This is a genomic window from Oenococcus sp., assembly GCF_047725585.1.
GTDB lineage: Bacteria > Bacillota > Bacilli > Lactobacillales > Lactobacillaceae > Oenococcus > Oenococcus kitaharae_A.
Genome location: NZ_JBDNNF010000006.1, coordinates 16,684 through 34,013, shown reverse-complemented (window position 1 = coordinate 34,013; position 17,330 = coordinate 16,684). Strand labels below are relative to the sequence as shown.

The window sequence follows — 17,330 nt, the reverse complement described above, 5'->3', positions numbered from 1 at the left end:
AAAATGATCTACGATACAATATTACTTCAAAAGCGAATTCAGCCAAAGAAAAAAGCGGGAATCAATCCCGCTTTTAATTTGGAAAAAGTTATTCTTTTCCGGCATTCTTAATGATATCTTCTTGCACATTACGAGGTACAGCTTCGTAATGGTCGAAGAACATCTGGAAAACACCACGTCCTTGAGTTGCTGAACGCAAAGTCGTTGTATAACCGAACATTTCGGCCAAAGGCACTTTAGCGGTCACGGTCACTGAATTGCCGTGTGTTTCCTGGTCTTCAATCATGCCGCGACGAGCTGAAACATGACCCATCACATCACCCAGATTGTCAGTTGGTGTCACAATCGAAACCTTCATAATCGGTTCAAGAATTACAGCACCGGCAGTCTTGGCTGCTTCACGCAAAGACATGGAGGCAGCAATCTTAAAGGCAGCTTCAGAAGAATCGACTTCATGGTAACTTCCATCATAGAGCTTGGCTTTCAAATCAACCAATGGATAGCCGGCCAAAGGACCAGACTGCATGGCTTCTTTCAAACCTTGTTCGACAGCTGGAATGTATTCACGCGGCACAACACCACCGACAATGGCATTATCAAATTCAAAGCCCTTGCCTTCGTCATTAGGACCAAATTCGATCCAAACATCACCATACTGACCTTTACCACCAGACTGGCGGATGTACTTGCCTTGCGCCTGAACAGTCTTTGTAAAGGCCTCACGGTAAGCAACCTGCGGCGTACCAACATTGACATCAACATTGAACTCACGACGCATACGGTCAACCATAATGTCCAAGTGCAGTTCACCCATACCAGAAATCAATGTTTGACCAGTCTCTGGATTAGTCTCGGCATGGAAGGAAGGATCTTCTTCAGAAAGCTTCTGCAGGGCCTCAGCCATCTTTTCCTGATCAGCCTTTGTCTTTGGCTCAACAGCCATTTGGATAACGGGGTCAGGGAAGTCCATTGATTCAAGAACCAGCGGATGGTCAACAGCCGTAAGTGAATCTCCGGTAGATGTTGACTTCAAACCAATTGCAGCAGCAATATCACCGGAAAAGACCTCATCAATCTCAGTACGGGTAATGGCATGCATCTGCAACAGACGGCCGACACGTTCACGCGTATCTTTGGTCGTATTTTGCACATAAGAACCAGACTTCAAAGTTCCTGTGTAGACACGCAAGAAAGTCAAACGGCCGACATAAGGGTCAGTCATAATCTTAAAGGCTAAAGCAGCGAAAGGCTTCTTATCATCGGCGATTAAGTCGACTTCTTTGCCCGTTTCAGGATCAGTCGCCGTATAAGGACGGACTTCCAATGGTGATGGCAAATAGTCAACCACCGCATCCAGCATCAGCTGAACACCCTTATCTTTATAAGCAGAACCAGCAAGTACTGGATAGAACTTCAAAGCCAAAGTGGCGCGACGGATAGCAGCTTTCAGATCGGCAACAGAAATTGTTTCCTCGCCAAGGTACTTCTCCATCAATTCATCATCAACATCAGCAACCGCTTCAATTAACTCTTCACGCTTTTCTTCAACTAGATCCTTCAAATCATCAGGAATTGGGCGGGTCTCCCACTCCGTTCCCAATTTATCATCCGGATACCAGGCTTGACGCTCGATTAGATCAATCACACCAGCGAAATCATCTTCGGCACCGATTGGCCACTGAATAGCTTTGGCATTAACATCCAGGCGTTCCTTTAAGGAATCAACAGACATCTGAAAATCGGCACCCAATTTGTCCATTTTGTTAACAAACACAAGACGCGGTACCGAATAAGTCGTTGCCTGCCGCCAAACTGTTTCAGTCTGTGGTTCAACACCGGCCGCACCATCCAAAACAGCGATCGCACCATCCAAAACACGCAGAGAACGTTCAACTTCAATCGTGAAGTCCACGTGTCCTGGTGTATCGATAATGTTGACACGGTAAGGCGTATCCTTCCATTGTTCGTGGAAACCATGCCAAATGGCAGTCGTGGCAGCGGATTGAATCGTGATACCACGTTCCTTTTCCTGATCCATGAAGTCCATCTGTGAAGCACCATCATGGGTTTCACCAATTTTATGAATTTTACCCGTGTAATAAAGGATACGCTCGGTCGTTGTCGTCTTACCGGCATCGATATGAGCCATGATCCCAATATTGCGGGTCCTCTCTAGAGGGAATTCGCGAGTAGCAGCCATATTATCTCCTTTTATTACCAACGATAATGGGCAAAGGCACGGTTCGCCTCGGCCATTTTATGCGTGTCATCGCGCTTCTTGACTGAAGCACCGGTGCCGTTGGCGGCATCTAAAATTTCTTTGGATAAACGCTCTTCCATGGTCCGCTCAGAACGCAAACGCGCATACTGCACAATCCAGCGAAGTCCTAAGGTCGTACGCCTTTCTGGACGAACTTCGATAGGTACTTGATAGTTAGAACCGCCGACACGGCGTGCTTTAACTTCCAAGACAGGCATCACATTTTCCATAGCTTGCTGGAAAACTTCGACTGGGTCGTTACCAGTCTCAGCTTGGATACGCTCAAAAGATTTGTAAAGAATCGATGAGGCCGTACCGCGCTTTCCATCAAGCATTAACTTGTTGATCAAACGACTAACAAGTTTTGAATTATAAATTGGATCTGGCAACACTTCTTGTTGCTTTGTATAAGCTTTTCTAGGCATTGGTCTACTCCTTTACTTCTTTGGACGCTTTGCGCCGTATTTAGAGCGTCCATTCATACGGCCGTCAACTCCGGCAGTATCAAGGGCACCACGAATAATATGATAACGGACACCAGGAAGATCCTTAACACGTCCGCCACGGATCAGAACAACAGAGTGTTCCTGAAGGTTGTGGCCGATTCCTGGAATGTAAGCTGTCACTTCATACTGGTTGGAAAGACGAACACGAGCGTACTTACGCAAAGCAGAGTTCGGCTTTTTTGGCGACATGGTTCCGACACGTGTCGCAACACCGCGCTTTTGCGGCGCAGTATTTCTAGTTTGCTTTTTGGACATTGAGTTATATCCAAAGTTCAAAGCTGGGACCTTAGACTTGAATGTCTTGGGCTTACGAGGCTTGCGAACTAATTGGTTAATAGTTGGCATATATTTCTCCTAAAATAATTGAATAATACTGGGTATTTCTTGCTTTTTTAAGTGCCTGTCCACAGTACCAGGCGTGTCCTAATTTGGACTTTAAAAAATGCTTTAAACCGCACAAAAGCGCAAGAAAGCACGGAACTAGTATATAACACCCGGCCTTCAGCCGTCAACCGTTTGTTTCCATTAAACATAGCAGACCGCAAATTTTTCATAATGGCCCATTTCCACTAAAATAGAGCTATGAATACACAACCATTGGCCTATCGCATGCGGCCGGAAAAAATCGAAGATGTTGTCGGCCAGCAGCATTTGATCGGACCAGGTAAAATTATCTGGCGCATGGTACAAGCACACCGTCTGTCTTCTATGATATTATATGGCGCTCCTGGGACTGGAAAGACTTCTATTGCTTCGGCGATTGCCGGTTCTACAGACCTCTCCTTTCGAATTTTAAATGCTGCCACAGATGGCAAAAAAGAATTGCAGGAAGTGGCCGAAGAGGGCAAAATGTCTGGATCGGTCGTCCTTTTATTGGACGAAATTCATCGTTTGGACAAGACGAAACAAGATTTTCTGCTGCCCCATCTGGAATCTGGACGAATTATTTTAATCGGTGCGACTACAGAAAATCCTTATTTATCTGTCACGCCGGCCATCCGCTCCCGCTGCCAGATTTTCCAAGTCCAGCCTTTGTCTGAAGACGACATCAAAAAGGCCGTCGATCGTGCTTTGACCGATAAACAAAGGGGCCTGGGCAATTATAATGTTAAATTGGATCCTGACGCTGAAAACCAATTGGCTACCGCCACAGACGGTGATCTGCGAAGCTCGCTCAATGGTTTGGAACTAGCTGTGCTTTCAACTAAGCCCGTTGGCGATAAGAAAGAAATTCACATCACTCTGCCAATCATCGAAGAAACGATCCAACGCAAATCAATGTCAGGTGATAAAAACGGTGATGCCCATTACGATGTCATTTCGGCCTTTCAAAAATCAATACGAGGTTCGGACGCGGATGCCGGCATTTATTATTTAGGTCGAATTTTAGAAGCCGGCGACTTGGCCATCGCAGCCAGACGCCTACTAGTTATCGCCTATGAAGATATCGGCTTGGCTAACCCCAATGCAGCTGCACACGCCGTCCAAGCCGTAACTGCGGCCTTGCAATTGGGTCTTCCCGAAGCGCGCATCCCTTTGGCAAACGCGGTTATCGAGCTGGCCTTGTCGCCTAAATCAAATTCCGCTTACATGGCGATTAACCAGGCGATGGAAAAAATTGAAAGCAGCAGCACTGGCGATGTGCCGATTCATCTGAAAAACACACGTAATTGGGGCAAATCCAAAGACGAACAAATCGATTACCTCTATCCGCATGATTTTCCCAATGACTGGGTGGCCCAACAATACTTGCCTGATAAGATCAAAAACCAGCAGTTTTTCCAAGCTAAAGGCAATTCCAAATTCGAACAAGGACTGTTTGATACCTATAAGCGCTTAAAGGAAAGCCAAAGCAAGGGTCTGAAACAGTGACGGAACTGCTGACGGTCACAAGCCACAATAGTTTTGAACTCATCGAAAAGAAATCACGTTTTATAGCCGAAATCTTTCCGATTGAAAGTGAAGAAACAGCTAAAAATGCAATTGCAAATGTACAGCAGAACAATCGAGAAGCCAACCATTTCGTCTTCGCCTATACATTAGGCTTAAAATCAGAAACCCAAAAGGAAAGCGACAACGGTGAACCCAGCGGCACAGCCGGCAAACCCGTTTTGGATGTTATTGCGAAAAATAATTTAGTGAATGTGTTAATCACCGTGACGCGTTATTTTGGCGGGATTAAATTAGGTGCCGGCGGCTTGATTCGCGCTTATTCAGGAGCTGCTGCCAAAGTCGTTGAACAGACAAAGATTTTTCAGTTAGTGCTGCAAGACAAGCTAGCTGTTACAGCTGATTATGCATCTTTGGATCGTTTGCAATATTTTATCCAGCAGCATCACGCTGAAATAACTAAAAGCGATTATGGTCAACAGGTTAACGTCATTTTATTGATCCCGACGGCAGACAGCAGCCGTTTTCAAGAGGAACTGATCAATTTGTTTTCGGCTAGAATAGGTATTAAAAAAATAGCTGAAATTTTGTCCCCCACGCCGATCAAGCACTAGTTCTGAGAAAACATTTGTCCAACAAGCTGATATAATAGAACACGTGCTTAGCTGTACGCGTCTGACTTAACTATCAGTTTTTGCCTTACAACTACTGACCCGGGAACAGCGGTGATTGTCCAAGGCAGGCCTTTTCACTTGGAAACCTGCAGCATGAACTTAGTTCCCACTTTTCAATTAGGGGTCAAAATCTGCAAGCCGGCTAACGGCAGCATCGGTGCGGCATTCGTCTATGGACGGGTGCTTTTTTTTATCTGAAAATGTAGAATCAAAGTTATGATTATTGTTGGTATTATTCTCGTATGCATCGATTTGGCTTTGGGCGGTTATCTGGTTAGTCAGCAGAAAAAATTATTCATTTGGGATGTTGAACAGTTTCCACAGATCAAAAAAATCACCTTGCATAATGGTATCCCCTTGCTTCTCTTAGCACTCGTGGCTATCGCTGGCGTTTTAACTAACAATCGTATCCTGCTGCTATTGACGGCAATTGCCAGTATGATATTTGCCTGGGTTTTTCTCTATCAACTAAATAAATTAATCAATACGCCAAAATAAAAAGAAGCCCTAAGGCTTCTTTTTTTATGACCGCAAATTCTGGCGAATCTGGGCTTTCATGAAGAGACGGGTGGCATCATATTCGATATCATCGATCATCTTGTTATAAGTACTGAAAGCAGCTGTCTGATACTCGATTAATGGGTTGTACTGGCCATAAGAACGCACCATGACAGATTGGCGCAGACGATCCATATCATCAATATGCTGCATCCAATGCTGATCAATGGCACGCAGCATGATCGTCTTTTCAAAATTGACCATCTGCGTCTTATCGGTCAGTGTATCCTGCTTAGCAAAGAATTCACGGTTAGCCAGTTCATATAGCAAATGCTTAATCTGGTCAGCTGTTTTGCCATTCAAATCAGGTACCGTAACTTGGCCTTCGTTATCCAAAGCATTATCAACAAAATCAACAATCGCCAGCAAATCCCAATCTTTTTCGGCACCAGTCGTATGAGCATTTACCACGCGGTCAATCGTCCGATAGACCATTGGCAGGAAAATCCCCTTCAAAGATTCAGTGGACTTCATAATCTGAGTTCTTTCATCATAGATGATTTCACGCTGCTGGCGCATGACGTCATCATATTGGAGCACTTGTTTACGTGTATCGTAGTTATTGCCTTCAACACGCCGCTGGGCGGATTCGACAGAACGTGAAATCATCGGATTTTTAACAACTGAGTCATCATCATCCATGTTCATGCGCTGCATCAATTTCTTGATACGGTCGGCACCGAAACGAACCATCAAATCATCTTCCAAACTCAAATAGAAACGGGAAAATCCTGGATCCCCCTGACGGCCGGAACGGCCACGCAGCTGATTATCAATTCGACGGGATTCGTGACGTTCAGTACCGATGACAGCCAAACCACCTAATTGCGCAATGCCGGGACCTAATTTAATATCAGTACCACGACCGGCCATGTTGGTCGCAATCGTCACAGCACCGCGCTGGCCGGCTTGAGCAACAATTTCGGCTTCCCGAGCGTTATTTTTCGCATTCAGCACATTATGCTGAATACCTTTTTTAACAAGCATCTGAGAAAGCAGCTCTGAAGTATCGACTGACACAGTCCCAACAAGAACAGGCTGTCCTTTAGCATGCAAACGCTCAATCTCATCAACAACAGCCTTAAACTTGCCTTTCAAACTAAAATACAGAACATCTGGTTCATCAACACGACGGACTGGTTCGTTGGTCGGAATCTGAACGACATCCATGTTATAGATCTCTTTCAGCTCTTCTTCTTCAGTCTTAGCTGTACCGGTCATGCCGGAAATTTTCTTATACATTCTAAAGAAATTCTGCAGTGTGATTGAAGCCAGCGTCGTACCTTCGCCTTGAATCTGAACGCCTTCTTTAGCTTCAAAAGCTTGGTGCAGGCCGTCTGACATACGTGTCCCTTCAGAGATACGGCCAGTAAACTGATCAATTAACTTAACTTCGCCATCACGAACAACATAATCCTTATCACGGAAGAAGGAATAGTTGGCCCGCAAGGCCGTCTCAATAAAGTGAGCTAAGGCAACGTTATCGTCCCCATACAGATTGTCCGTGTTGAAAAATACTTCGGCCTTGTGAATACCTTGATTCGTCAGCATGGCAGTCTTTTGTTCTTCGTCGACTGTGTAATCCTGATTTTCGCCTTCGTCCAGAGTCTTGACAAAACGATCGGCACGCTGGTAAAGCAGATTTACATTATCAGATGAGCCACCGATAATCAGAGGTGTTCTAGCCGAATCAATCAAAATCGAATCAGCCTCATCGATCAGAACATAATTCAAAGAACGAATGACACGCTCGTCCAAAGACTGTGCCATATTATCACGCAGATAATCAAAACCAATCGCAGAATTGGTCGTATAAGTGATGTCGCAGGCAAAAGCGGCACGTTTTTCTTCTGGCGACATATCGTTTAAATTGACACCGATCGTCAAGCCGAGCCACTTATAAACTTGTCCCATTTCTTCAGCTTGATATTGTGTTAAGTATTCGTTGACCGTGACAACGTGCACGCCTTGAGCCGGCAAAGCATTCAAATAAACCGGCATCGTGGCTGTCAGCGTCTTTCCTTCACCAGTCTTCATTTCAGCAATGTTGCCGCCGTGAAGGACGGCACCGCCGATGATCTGAACTCTAAAGGGATAAAGACCCAAAACACGTTTGTCAGCTTCGCGCACAACTGCAAAAGCCTCTGGCAAGAGCTGATCCAACGTCTCCCCGGAAGCCAGCCGCTGCTTGAATTCCGTTGTCTTAGCCTGCAGCTGCTGATCGGACAAAGCTGCCATCCGATCAGCATAGGCCTCTGTCAAATCAGCCAAATGCTCGTATTTGCGTAACTGGCGTTTTGGATTTTCAATTATTTTTCTAACTGGATTTACCAAACTTGCCCCCCTGCCAAAAATTGGCACAATTTCACTGATAAATATTATAGCAAGACTTGGCTGATTATCCTAACGCGCTAGGCTGATCGTTGATATTTTCTTAGCGCCAGCTTCATATAAACAAGCTGCAGCCTGATGCAGCATCGTCCCTGTTGTGTAAACGTCATCCAGTAGGGTAATCTCACGGCCAACACAGTCTTTGCTTTTCAAGAAAAATAGATTGTCTTTGTTCAAACGATCACGACGGCCTAGTTTTGAAGTCTGTGCTTTATCGGCCACGCACAAGATATCGCTTCGCATCTTTTTTTCAGCGAATGTAAATAGCCCCGTTACCTGATTGAATCCGCGTTCGCGCATCGTTTGACGGCTGACCGGGACCGGTATGACTAATTCTGATTGTGAGATTTGTTTGCCGAATTTCTCTTTGAGTTCTGAAGAGAACGCGCTTCGAAGGCGATAATCACCAACAAACTTATATTGATGCATAAAATCTTTGAGAAAACTGTCGTAACTTAAAAGCGCGCGATTGGTTAAAACAAAATTGTATTTTGTCCGCCAGATCCGGCAATCAGTGCACAATTCAGCCTGATTGGGACGGCCGCAGTCTTGACAAATTGATCCCTTAACATATTGACAGCGGTTTTTACATGGCGAACATAGCGGGTCAATCACGCTGTTTCCAAATAGCCAGTCTGAAAAGCTGCTATTAGCCTGATACGTGTTGCCGCAAAGCAGACAACGATTACTGGCCATCGCGCTGTGCCTGGCCTTTCCGATTCATGAAAACAATCTGAGCAGCCGCTGCCTTCAAAACACGCGTCTGTTCTTCTATAAAAGCTAGCACGAGGCCTGTTGGGCGATCATTGTTGCGCCCAACACGGCCGGCAATCTGTACAATTGCATTGGTCGAAAAAATCTCATCATCAGCACCAAGAATTAACACATCAATACCAGGAAAAGTCACACCGCGTTCTAAAATCGTCGTTGTGACAAGAAACTGCACGCTTTTATCCCGCATCTGCTGCACTTTTTCCTTGCGTTGCGGGTCGGCTGCATGTACGGCCAAGCCTTTAATATCAGTAATCTTGCTAATCGCTTTTAAAACCGGTGCTAAATCTTTCACCCGCGGCAAAAACAATAGAAAACGCTGGCCGCTGCCTGCGTAAAGCAGAATTTGATCAACTAATTTCTTGGGCAGACGACCCTTGGTTAATTGTTTGCGCCAATCGCCGATCCGAGTAAAAGTTAAAACTGGCAATAAGTGGCCATGAAAACGCAGAGGCAGAAAAGAAGCGGGCAGCTGTTTTTGACGATAATCTTTGATCAGTTGTGCAGTCGGTGTCGCTGTTAGGTAAACCGTCGAGGACTGATGTTTTTTAGCTTTTTCAGCGGCAAAAGCCAGCATCGGGTCGCCGCGAAAAGGAAAAGAATCAACCTCGTCTATAATCAGCAGATCAAAGGCTTCTTTGAACTTTAGCAGTTGATGAGTTGTCGCCAGAACAAGCTTTGTATAATGATATTTTTCGGGTGTATCACCATATAAAAGCAGGAGATCCAAGTCCGAAAAGGCAGACCGCAGGCGCGGAGCTAGTTCTAAAATGACATCAATCCGCGGTGAAACCATGGCAACTCGTTTGCCTTGCTTTAAAGCGTGGTTAATAGCCGGAAAGATCATTTCCGTCTTGCCTGCGCCTGTCACCGCCCAGACCAGCCTGTCCTGCCCTGAATCAATTGACTCAATAATTTCAGAAGCGACCTGCTGCTGTTTACTAGTTAAAGTTCCCTGCCAAGTCAGCCAGCTTTGACCATTTCGGACATCAGCTGCAGGTTCTTTGGCCCAGTGAAAACAGGCCAAACTGCTATTGCGACCCATCTGCAGACAAACTGTACAGAAAAATTCGCCATTGGGTAAATCAGCGTGTTTTTTTTGGCCGCAGCGATAACAATGTCCCTGTTTATCAAAAGGCGGTAGAACTTGGATTTTAGCGTCCTCTGCTGAATCAAAACGCGATTTCAAACATAAACGGCCATAATAATCTGAAATATCTGTCACAATCTTTAGTACGCAAAAAAACGCCGTAGACAAAAAAATCTCCCAGTTTCGGAAGATTTATCTTAAATTAAGTCATGTCAACAGGCGTCTTTTTGTCGGCGTCAGCAACAGCTGCCTGTCCTAAAAGATTCAAATAATGGAAAGGACGGTCGAATTGCGGCTGGAACAGCATATCGAGAAAAGCCAGATCATCAATCGTATTCTGATTTTGAATCATCGCAGAGATCGTATTAGCCGACTGTGAGACGTCATAATCACTCATCAACTGTGCGCCTAGAATGCGCCGGTTCTCTGGATTGTAGACTAATTCCATTAAGACAGGTGTCGTTGACGGCATAAATTCTGGCCGATAATTATCCTCTAAGATAACAAAAGCAGCAGGAATGTTCAGCGCTGAGGCCAATTCCCAAGTCATGCCGGAAGATACAATTGTTTTATCAAACAGCATCAGGCCCGACGTAGATTGAGTACCCATGTCTTTTTTACTGTTGCCAAACAAATTAATTCCTGCCAGAATGCCTTGGCGAACAGCATTAGTTGCTAGTGGAATATAGGCTTGGCGGCCGCTTGGATTATAGTGGACAGCCGCAGCATCCCCAGCTGCATAAATGTCGGGATCCGATGTCTGCATGTAAGCATTTGTGACAATCGAGCCGTCTTGATTCATGTCGACCAACCCTTTGACCAAAGCGGTATTTGGTCGAAAGCCAACACACAGAATCACCATGTCAGCTGCATAACGGCCTTGATTTGTTTCGACAACAACTTCTTCGCCATTGTCAGAAAAAGACTTCACCATTTGGCCAAGCGCTAGTCGAATGCCACGTGCTTTGAAATCTTCTTCAACAAGATCCGTGATTGCGGAATCAAAATATTTATTTAAAATCCTTGGCAGGCCGTCAATCAGTGTGACTTCATGGCCGGTCTTATTGAAGGCTTCGACCAATTCAGTCCCGATGTAGCCGCCGCCGATCACGACAATTCTCTTGGCATCCTTAGCCTTTTCCCAGAGCACTTGGGCATGTTCCCAGTTTTTGCACAAATAAATATCTGGATGATCAATACCGTCAATTGGCGGCACAATTGGCCAAGAGCCTGTAGCAACGACCAATTTATCATAATGGTCCTGAAAGACTTCGCCGGTCTGCAGGTTTTTAACTGTGACGGTATGCTGACTGTTATCGACAGCCAAGACATCGTGCCGCAGTTTCATATCTGCACCAAGTTCAGTCAAAGCTTCCGGGCTTGAATAAAAAAGTCCTTGCGGATCTTTAATCTCACCGCCCAAATATAAGGCAATGCCGCAAGACAAAAACGACACATTATCATGGCGCTCATAAACAGTTACTTTTGTTTCGGGGTGGTCTGCAAGTATCTGTTCAACAACTGTCGTTCCGGCATGCGTACTGCCAATTACGATTACTTTCATAGCGATGCTCCTCAACAAAATCGCTTAACGATTTGTTATATCTTCGTTTGTGTGCGTTTTCCCAACGCAGGTCAATTTTCTCATAGTCATAATGAAAGCGCAAACATTTTAACTCCGGCCTGCTAAAAGCACAAGTTTGAAAAAACTCCCAAAAAGCCTTTAACCAAGCGATTAAAAGTGTTAGTTTAATACTACTTACAAAAAAATAAGTGAAAAAATTAACTAGGAGGTCATATGTCACGTAAACTTGCAATCATCGGCGTTGGTCATGTCGGTTCAACGGTCGCTCATCAGATCGTTGCCGGCGGATTGGCTGATGATTTGGTCTTGATTGATACGAATGAAGCCAAAGTCCAAGCAGATGCGCTGGATTTTGAAGATGCTATGGCAAATCTGCCATATCATACAAATATTTTTGTGAACGATTACAGCCAGTTGGAGGATACAGATATTATTATTTCGTCATTGGGCAAAATCAGTTTGCAAGACAACAAAAATGACGACCGTTTTGCAGAGCTGCCTTTCACCAGTCAAGAAGTGATCGGTGTTGCTAACGAAATCAAAAATTCCGGTTTCAAGGGCTTAATTATCACGATTACCAACCCTGTTGACGTAATTACGTCTATTTATCAGCAAGTAACCGGGCTGCCGAAAAATCATGTTCTTGGCACTGGTACCCTGCTGGATTCATCTCGCATGAAACGGTCTGTTGCCAAAAGCCTGAAAATCGATCCACGTTCCGTTGTTGGCTATAACTTAGGCGAACACGGTAACTCGCAATTCACAGCTTGGTCAACTGTCCGCGTATTGGGCAAGCCGATCCTCGGTATCGCTGAAAAAAGCCATTTGGATTTGGATGCTATTAACGATGAAGCCAAACATGGCGGTTTTACAGTCTTTCGCGGAAAGAAATACACGAATTATGGCATTGCCAGTGCTGCCACAAGGCTTTATTCTGTCATCATGAGTAACGCTTTGACAGAATTGCCGGTCTCTAACTACCGTGCTGAATACGGATCTTATCTTTCCTACCCGGCAATCGTTGGACGCGATGGCATCGTGGCTCAACTTCAATTGGATCTGACTCAAGACGAGCTGGACAAGCTGCAAGTTTCTGCTAACTTTATCAAGTCGAAGTATAACGAAACAATGAACACAAAATAAGCAAGTAAAAACCGGTCAGCGTTTGATTCGTGAGAACGTTAACCGGTTTTTGTTTGGTCCAATGAAGATGCCGCTATTTTATAAAGTATCGCCTTGTGCACGAAGAAGTGCGCCCAGTGAAGGCTGCTTTTTCGGATCAATATGGAAGGCGGTTGCATATTGATCAATCATTTTTTGATCATAAAGTTCAGGATCTAGAGGCATAAAGTCGGTCGGAATCGGATCATCTGATTGAATGACCGCGTTAACAACGATCGGCTTTTTATTGCCGGCAGCCTGCAGTTTTTGAATTTCAGCAAATGTTTTTGCAACATCAGCAATTGTTTTAACAGTGAAACCGATCGCGCCAAAACCTTCAGCAACCTTGGCCCAGTCGGCATCAGTCAAATCAACACCATAAAAATGCTGCTTGGTCTGGACCTGCTCATGGTAAATAAAACCAAAACGCTGATTTGAAAAGACCACATTGATGACAGGCAGCTGATAACGAACCTCTGTGATCAAGTCAGGGGCAACCATTGCAAAACCGCCATCCCCTGAAAATGACCAGGCCTGGCTGTCCGGCACACTCAAAGCCCCTGCAAGACCAGCAGGCAGGCCAAATCCCATCGTGGCAAACAATCCAGAGATGGCAAAACGCTGCTCGTGGTTCATCGGAACGCCGCGGACACCCCATTCAGACACATTTCCCGTATCAACGCCAAATGTGTCTTTCGGCCCGGAGATTTCAGCAACTTTTTTCATTACCGTCTCCGGGTTTAAGCCATGACTGTCATCTTCAGCGAGATCATCAAGCCAAGTCAACCAATTTTTCCGGTTTTCGCGATTAGCTTTCAGCCAAACGCCTTCAGGCAGTGTCTCACCTGTCGCAATCAAATCCTGCAGATAGCTTTTGGCATCGGAAATAACGGCATAATCGACATCAACCGTTTTACCAATATCAAAGGGATTGTTGTTAACTTGAATAATCTTAATATTTTTCGGCCAGAAACGCGCGAATGGAAATTCCGATCCCAAAAAGAGGATTAAATCCGCGTGCTGCAAGGCTTCAAACCCAGACTTGCTTCCCAAGCGGCCAAAAGTACCGATGGAATTAGGGTGATCTGTGCTAATGACGCCTGTAGCCGGAACTGTGTTGATAACCGGGATCGAGAATTGCTCAGAAAACTTTTCCAAAACATCTCGTGCGCCCAGCAAACCACGGCCAGCATAAATCAGAGGGTGTTTGGCTGCTTTAATCATGGCAAGCGTATCCGTGATCGCTTTAGGATCGACTGTCTGAGAAAAATTATTGGCAACCACTTTCGGCGTCTTGGCCGGCTCGTAATCAATCTCGGCTTCAGCTAGATTTTCAGGAATCACAACGACTGCAACACCCTTTTGCCGATAAGCCTCGCGAATCGCCTGATTAATCACATAGGGAATCTGTTCGGCGGTCGTGATTGTCCGATTGTAAACGGCCACATCGCTAAACATGGGTACTTCATCGAATTCTTGGAAATAGTTCGTATTCATTGTTGCTTGGGGTACTTGACCAACCAAAGCCAACAAAGGCACGTGATCCATTTTTGCATCGTAAAGGCCGTTGAATAGATGCGTTGCACCAGGGCCGGCAGAACCAAACGCAACACCAATTTTACCTGTATATTTAGCATCAGCCGAAGCCGCGATGGCACCTACTTCTTCATGGCGTACCTGAATATACTTGACACTGGCTTTTTCGAGAAAGAGCCCTTCGACCGTATGGTTAATCGAACCGCCCGGAATACCGTAAACGTGGTCCACGCCCCAATCTTCCAAAGTCTTGATCAGTGCTTGGCCAGCAATCATTTTTGTCATACTTATCTCCTTATTAAAAAAAATAAAATATCATATTCTGCCAATTTCAAAGCAGATAGCCGTCAGTTAGAACGGCAAAGCGGTCAATGCGAGGTATTTAAAAATTGGTAACTTGGAAAACAGCTTGTGCTATTTTCAAACACATCTCCAATGACATGGAAAAGTATAGCTCATATGTAAGCGCTGTCAATAATGTGCACTTTGTAACAGAAAAATTTTTGAAAAGGCTAAAATTCAGCGTTTCAAACGATAAATAGATTCAGTCGATAAGTTGTTGAAAACTTGTTGGTTAATTACCTTTGCGCGCTGCCAATTGCCTTGATTAATAAAGAAAATAGCGAGTTTTTGTGCGTCTGGCGAAATATCAACCAGCAAATAAAAACCATTGTCAGCACCATGCGCATAAAAATGGCCAGAAGCACCATAATACAGTCCGGCACGATACTTCACAAAACGATTCGGCAGCAGCGAGGCTGTTGTTTCAGGCGATAACAGTTTGGATTGCAGAATCGCGTCCAATATTTTGTAGTAATCAAAAACATTGGCATACATATCGCCCGCCCCAAGATCACTGGACAACAACAAGTCGCGCGACCGCTGCCAGCCGGCCTGTCCTTGGCTGCTGATACCGGCCGGTTTTACCAAAGCTGTATTGGCAGGCAACCGATTCCAGAAAAAAGTATGTTGCAGATGCAAAGGACGAATCAAATCTTCAATCACATTCTGAGAATATGTTTGCTGTGTCCGCTGTGCAATAATGCCAGCCAGCAGAATATAATTGGCATCCGTATAATGCCAGTAGAATCGTCCTGTCGAGACAAGGCGGCTCAGGCAAAACGCAATCTGCTGGCTTTCGTCAGTCAAAAGGGCGTTTGGACGCGTTTCCCCCATCCAAATACCAGATTTGTGTTCCAAAAGCATCTCAATCGTGATCTGACTAGAAAAAGGAATCGAGGGATAAAAATCGCTTAGCCTGTCTTTGAGATTGAGCCTGCCTTGGTCTATCAGACGGCCAACAATCAAAGCTGTTACAGCTTTTTGCAAAGAAGCAATTGGGAACAGGCCGTCTAAACTATTCGGTGTCTTAGCAAGATTATCAGCCTGGCCAAAAGCCATTGACTGCAGGCCGGACCGCCCATGATTGCTCACCAATAATTCTCCTTGCATATGCTGCGATTGAACCAATTGTTGAATCGCAGCCAGCTGTTCTTCGTAAAGCCCGCTGCTCCCCTTGACGGTCGTTTGGCTAAACGAATTTCGCGGCTGGCTGGCAAAAACGGTTCTGGCAGCCTTTCCGGTCATGACATAGCAAGATGCAAAAGAAAGCAGCAGGCTAAAAAATACAGACGTTAATTCAGATAAGGAAACATGCATCATTGAACGCTGAGACCTAGTTGTTTTCGGATTAACAAACACATTGAGTATCTTAACAAAACTTTTTGACGGCAGTGAACCCTATTGACAAGCCCTCATCATTCCGATAAGATGTCAAGTGAAATTAACCAGCATGTTATTATCTAACAAAACAACTTTATCCATGGTCAGCTGCTGCGGATCGCGTCTTGAGCGATTCGTTGTTTCTTGTTGTCCTGAAAATTGTTGTTTATAACTTTTAGCCAATAAAATAATCAAAGAATCAGTTATCAAGACGCAAATTCCGAAAAAGAATCTGCGTCTTTTATTTTGAAGAAATTTAGTAGGAGCTAAAAATGCTAGTAGATAATGTGTACCAATTAATCGGCCGGACACCACTTTTAAAGATCAATATCCAGGTGCCGAAACACAGCCGAATTTACGCCAAATTAGAAATGTTCAATCCCGGCGGCAGCGTCAAAGACCGTTTAGGCATGGCCCTCATCCAGCGCGGCAGAGCAATTGGTGCTATCAAAGAAAACACAACGATTATTGAACCCACGGCCGGAAATACAGGCATCGGCGTCGCTTTAGCCGCTCAGCAGTACCAGCTGCCGGTTAAATTAGTCGTGCCGGAAAAATTCAGTTTTGAAAAACAGGTACTGATGCGGGCCTTAGGCGCCCAAGTCATTAATACACCCGCAGAACAAGGGATTACGGGCGCCATAAAAAAAGCTCAGGCTTTGCATGAGCAAATTGCGAATTCTTATGTGCCGCTGCAATTTCAAAATCCAGCCAATCCAGACGTTTATTACCGGACTTTGGGGCCGGAAATTATTCAAGACCTGGGTAATCAGCAAATTGATGCCTTTGTCGCCGGATCTGGCAGTGGCGGCACTTTTGTCGGTACAACACGGGCACTGCAGGAAAAATATCCGGCCATGAAAGCTGTCACAGTCGAACCCGAAGGCTCGATTTTAAACGGCGGACCCGAGCATCCCCACCGGATCGAAGGCATTGGCGTTGAATTTGTTCCGCCTTTTTTCAAACAGATCCATGTTGACCAAGTCAAGACAATTTCTGACGATACAGCCTTTCAATATGTCGATTGGCTGGCAAAAAACATGGGCCTGTTTGCCGGCAGTTCTAGCGGAGCAGCCTTGGCAGCCAGTCTGCAGTTAGCCGAAGGCTTACCGGAAAAATCAACGATCGTGACTGTTTTTCCGGATTCAAGCGAGCGTTACCTCAGCAAACACATTTACGATTAAAT

General features: G+C 45.1%; 15 protein-coding genes. 5 read left to right on the top strand and 10 right to left on the bottom strand.

Annotated elements, in window-relative coordinates; genetic code table 11:
* Positions 1–88 precede the first annotated feature (88 nt).
* Genes fusA through rpsL form a run of 3 tightly spaced genes read right to left on the bottom strand, consistent with a single transcriptional unit; the run spans position 89 to position 3,111 of the window.
* On the bottom strand, positions 89–2,200 hold the full coding sequence (gene fusA, locus ABF487_RS07595; protein WP_263779226.1) for an elongation factor G: 2,112 nt from the start codon (positions 2,198–2,200) through the stop codon (positions 89–91).
* Between the two features lie 14 nt (positions 2,201–2,214).
* Entirely contained in the window at positions 2,215–2,685 is a 471-nt protein-coding gene (gene rpsG, locus ABF487_RS07590) for a 30S ribosomal protein S7 (RefSeq protein WP_007746011.1), read from the bottom strand.
* Positions 2,686–2,697: 12 nt separating this feature from the next.
* A complete protein-coding gene (gene rpsL / locus ABF487_RS07585) occupies positions 2,698–3,111 on the bottom strand; it encodes a 30S ribosomal protein S12 (protein ID WP_007746010.1) in 414 nt (137 codons plus the stop codon).
* A 237-nt stretch (positions 3,112–3,348) separates the two neighbouring features.
* Between rpsL and ABF487_RS07580 the strand changes: the two genes are divergently transcribed.
* The 3 genes from ABF487_RS07580 (at position 3,349) to ABF487_RS07570 (ending at position 5,828) form a co-directional block, all read left to right on the top strand.
* Positions 3,349–4,638, top strand: a complete 1,290-nt coding sequence (locus tag ABF487_RS07580; RefSeq protein ID WP_415634942.1) for a replication-associated recombination protein A — start codon at positions 3,349–3,351, stop codon at positions 4,636–4,638.
* Entirely contained in the window at positions 4,635–5,270 is a 636-nt protein-coding gene (locus tag ABF487_RS07575) for a YigZ family protein (protein WP_415633562.1), read from the top strand. Before ABF487_RS07580 ends, ABF487_RS07575 begins: the two co-directional genes overlap by 4 nt.
* Before the next feature lie 276 nt (positions 5,271–5,546).
* The gene (locus tag ABF487_RS07570; RefSeq protein WP_007746006.1) at positions 5,547–5,828 is read left to right on the top strand and encodes a hypothetical protein; all 282 of its coding nucleotides are present in this window, start codon (positions 5,547–5,549) and stop codon (positions 5,826–5,828) included.
* Between the two features lie 24 nt (positions 5,829–5,852).
* Here the strand turns inward: ABF487_RS07570 and secA are convergent, their stop codons facing one another.
* From secA to ABF487_RS07550, 4 genes are all read right to left on the bottom strand, one after another.
* Positions 5,853–8,222, bottom strand: a complete 2,370-nt coding sequence (secA, locus tag ABF487_RS07565; protein WP_415626089.1) for a preprotein translocase subunit SecA — start codon at positions 8,220–8,222, stop codon at positions 5,853–5,855.
* A 69-nt stretch (positions 8,223–8,291) separates the two neighbouring features.
* The gene (locus ABF487_RS07560) at positions 8,292–8,975 is read right to left on the bottom strand and encodes a ComF family protein (protein ID WP_415634941.1); all 684 of its coding nucleotides are present in this window, start codon (positions 8,973–8,975) and stop codon (positions 8,292–8,294) included.
* On the bottom strand, positions 8,965–10,266 hold the full coding sequence (locus ABF487_RS07555) for a DEAD/DEAH box helicase (protein ID WP_415626124.1): 1,302 nt from the start codon (positions 10,264–10,266) through the stop codon (positions 8,965–8,967). The genes ABF487_RS07560 and ABF487_RS07555 overlap by 11 nt, the downstream gene beginning before the upstream one ends.
* A 76-nt stretch (positions 10,267–10,342) precedes the next feature.
* Entirely contained in the window at positions 10,343–11,704 is a 1,362-nt protein-coding gene (locus ABF487_RS07550; RefSeq protein ID WP_415634940.1) for an FAD-dependent oxidoreductase, read from the bottom strand.
* A gap of 234 nt (positions 11,705–11,938) precedes the next feature.
* On the opposite strand from ABF487_RS07550, the gene ABF487_RS07545 reads away from it, so the two are divergent.
* Positions 11,939–12,868, top strand: coding sequence for an L-lactate dehydrogenase (locus ABF487_RS07545; RefSeq protein ID WP_415633212.1), 930 nt, complete (start codon positions 11,939–11,941; stop codon positions 12,866–12,868).
* 78 nt (positions 12,869–12,946) lie between these two features.
* Here ABF487_RS07545 and ABF487_RS07540 read toward each other — a convergent pair whose 3' ends face one another.
* The 3 genes from ABF487_RS07540 to ABF487_RS07530 all read right to left on the bottom strand — a co-directional run bounded on the left by ABF487_RS07540 (position 12,947) and on the right by ABF487_RS07530 (position 16,354).
* A complete protein-coding gene (locus ABF487_RS07540; protein ID WP_415626085.1) occupies positions 12,947–14,707 on the bottom strand; it encodes a thiamine pyrophosphate-binding protein in 1,761 nt (586 codons plus the stop codon).
* Between the two features lie 234 nt (positions 14,708–14,941).
* On the bottom strand, positions 14,942–16,123 hold the full coding sequence (locus ABF487_RS07535; protein ID WP_415633214.1) for a serine hydrolase domain-containing protein: 1,182 nt from the start codon (positions 16,121–16,123) through the stop codon (positions 14,942–14,944).
* Between the two features lie 72 nt (positions 16,124–16,195).
* Positions 16,196–16,354 carry a hypothetical protein gene (locus tag ABF487_RS07530; protein ID WP_415634939.1) on the bottom strand — a complete coding sequence of 53 codons (159 nt, stop codon included), beginning with the start codon at positions 16,352–16,354 and terminating at the stop codon, positions 16,196–16,198.
* Positions 16,355–16,416: 62 nt separating this feature from the next.
* Here ABF487_RS07530 and ABF487_RS07525 point away from each other — a divergent pair, with 62 nt between their 5' ends.
* A complete protein-coding gene (locus tag ABF487_RS07525; protein ID WP_415633215.1) occupies positions 16,417–17,328 on the top strand; it encodes a PLP-dependent cysteine synthase family protein in 912 nt (303 codons plus the stop codon).
* The last annotated feature ends 2 nt before the right edge of the window (positions 17,329–17,330 follow it).

Bases quoted from the DNA above. Each gene is read 5' to 3' on its own strand.
- fusA (WP_263779226.1), bottom strand. From the start codon at position 2,200: ATGGCTGCTACTCGCGAATTCCCTCTAGAGAGGACCCGCAATATTGGG.
- rpsG (WP_007746011.1), bottom strand. From the start codon at position 2,685: ATGCCTAGAAAAGCTTATACAAAGCAACAAGAAGTGTTGCCAGATCCA.
- rpsL (WP_007746010.1), bottom strand. From the start codon at position 3,111: ATGCCAACTATTAACCAATTAGTTCGCAAGCCTCGTAAGCCCAAGACA.
- ABF487_RS07580 (WP_415634942.1), top strand. From the start codon at position 3,349: ATGAATACACAACCATTGGCCTATCGCATGCGGCCGGAAAAAATCGAA.
- ABF487_RS07570 (WP_007746006.1), top strand. From the start codon at position 5,547: ATGATTATTGTTGGTATTATTCTCGTATGCATCGATTTGGCTTTGGGC.
- ABF487_RS07560 (WP_415634941.1), bottom strand. From the start codon at position 8,975: ATGGCCAGTAATCGTTGTCTGCTTTGCGGCAACACGTATCAGGCTAAT.
- ABF487_RS07550 (WP_415634940.1), bottom strand. From the start codon at position 11,704: ATGAAAGTAATCGTAATTGGCAGTACGCATGCCGGAACGACAGTTGTT.
- ABF487_RS07545 (WP_415633212.1), top strand. From the start codon at position 11,939: ATGTCACGTAAACTTGCAATCATCGGCGTTGGTCATGTCGGTTCAACG.
- ABF487_RS07540 (WP_415626085.1), bottom strand. From the start codon at position 14,707: ATGACAAAAATGATTGCTGGCCAAGCACTGATCAAGACTTTGGAAGAT.
- ABF487_RS07525 (WP_415633215.1), top strand. From the start codon at position 16,417: ATGCTAGTAGATAATGTGTACCAATTAATCGGCCGGACACCACTTTTA.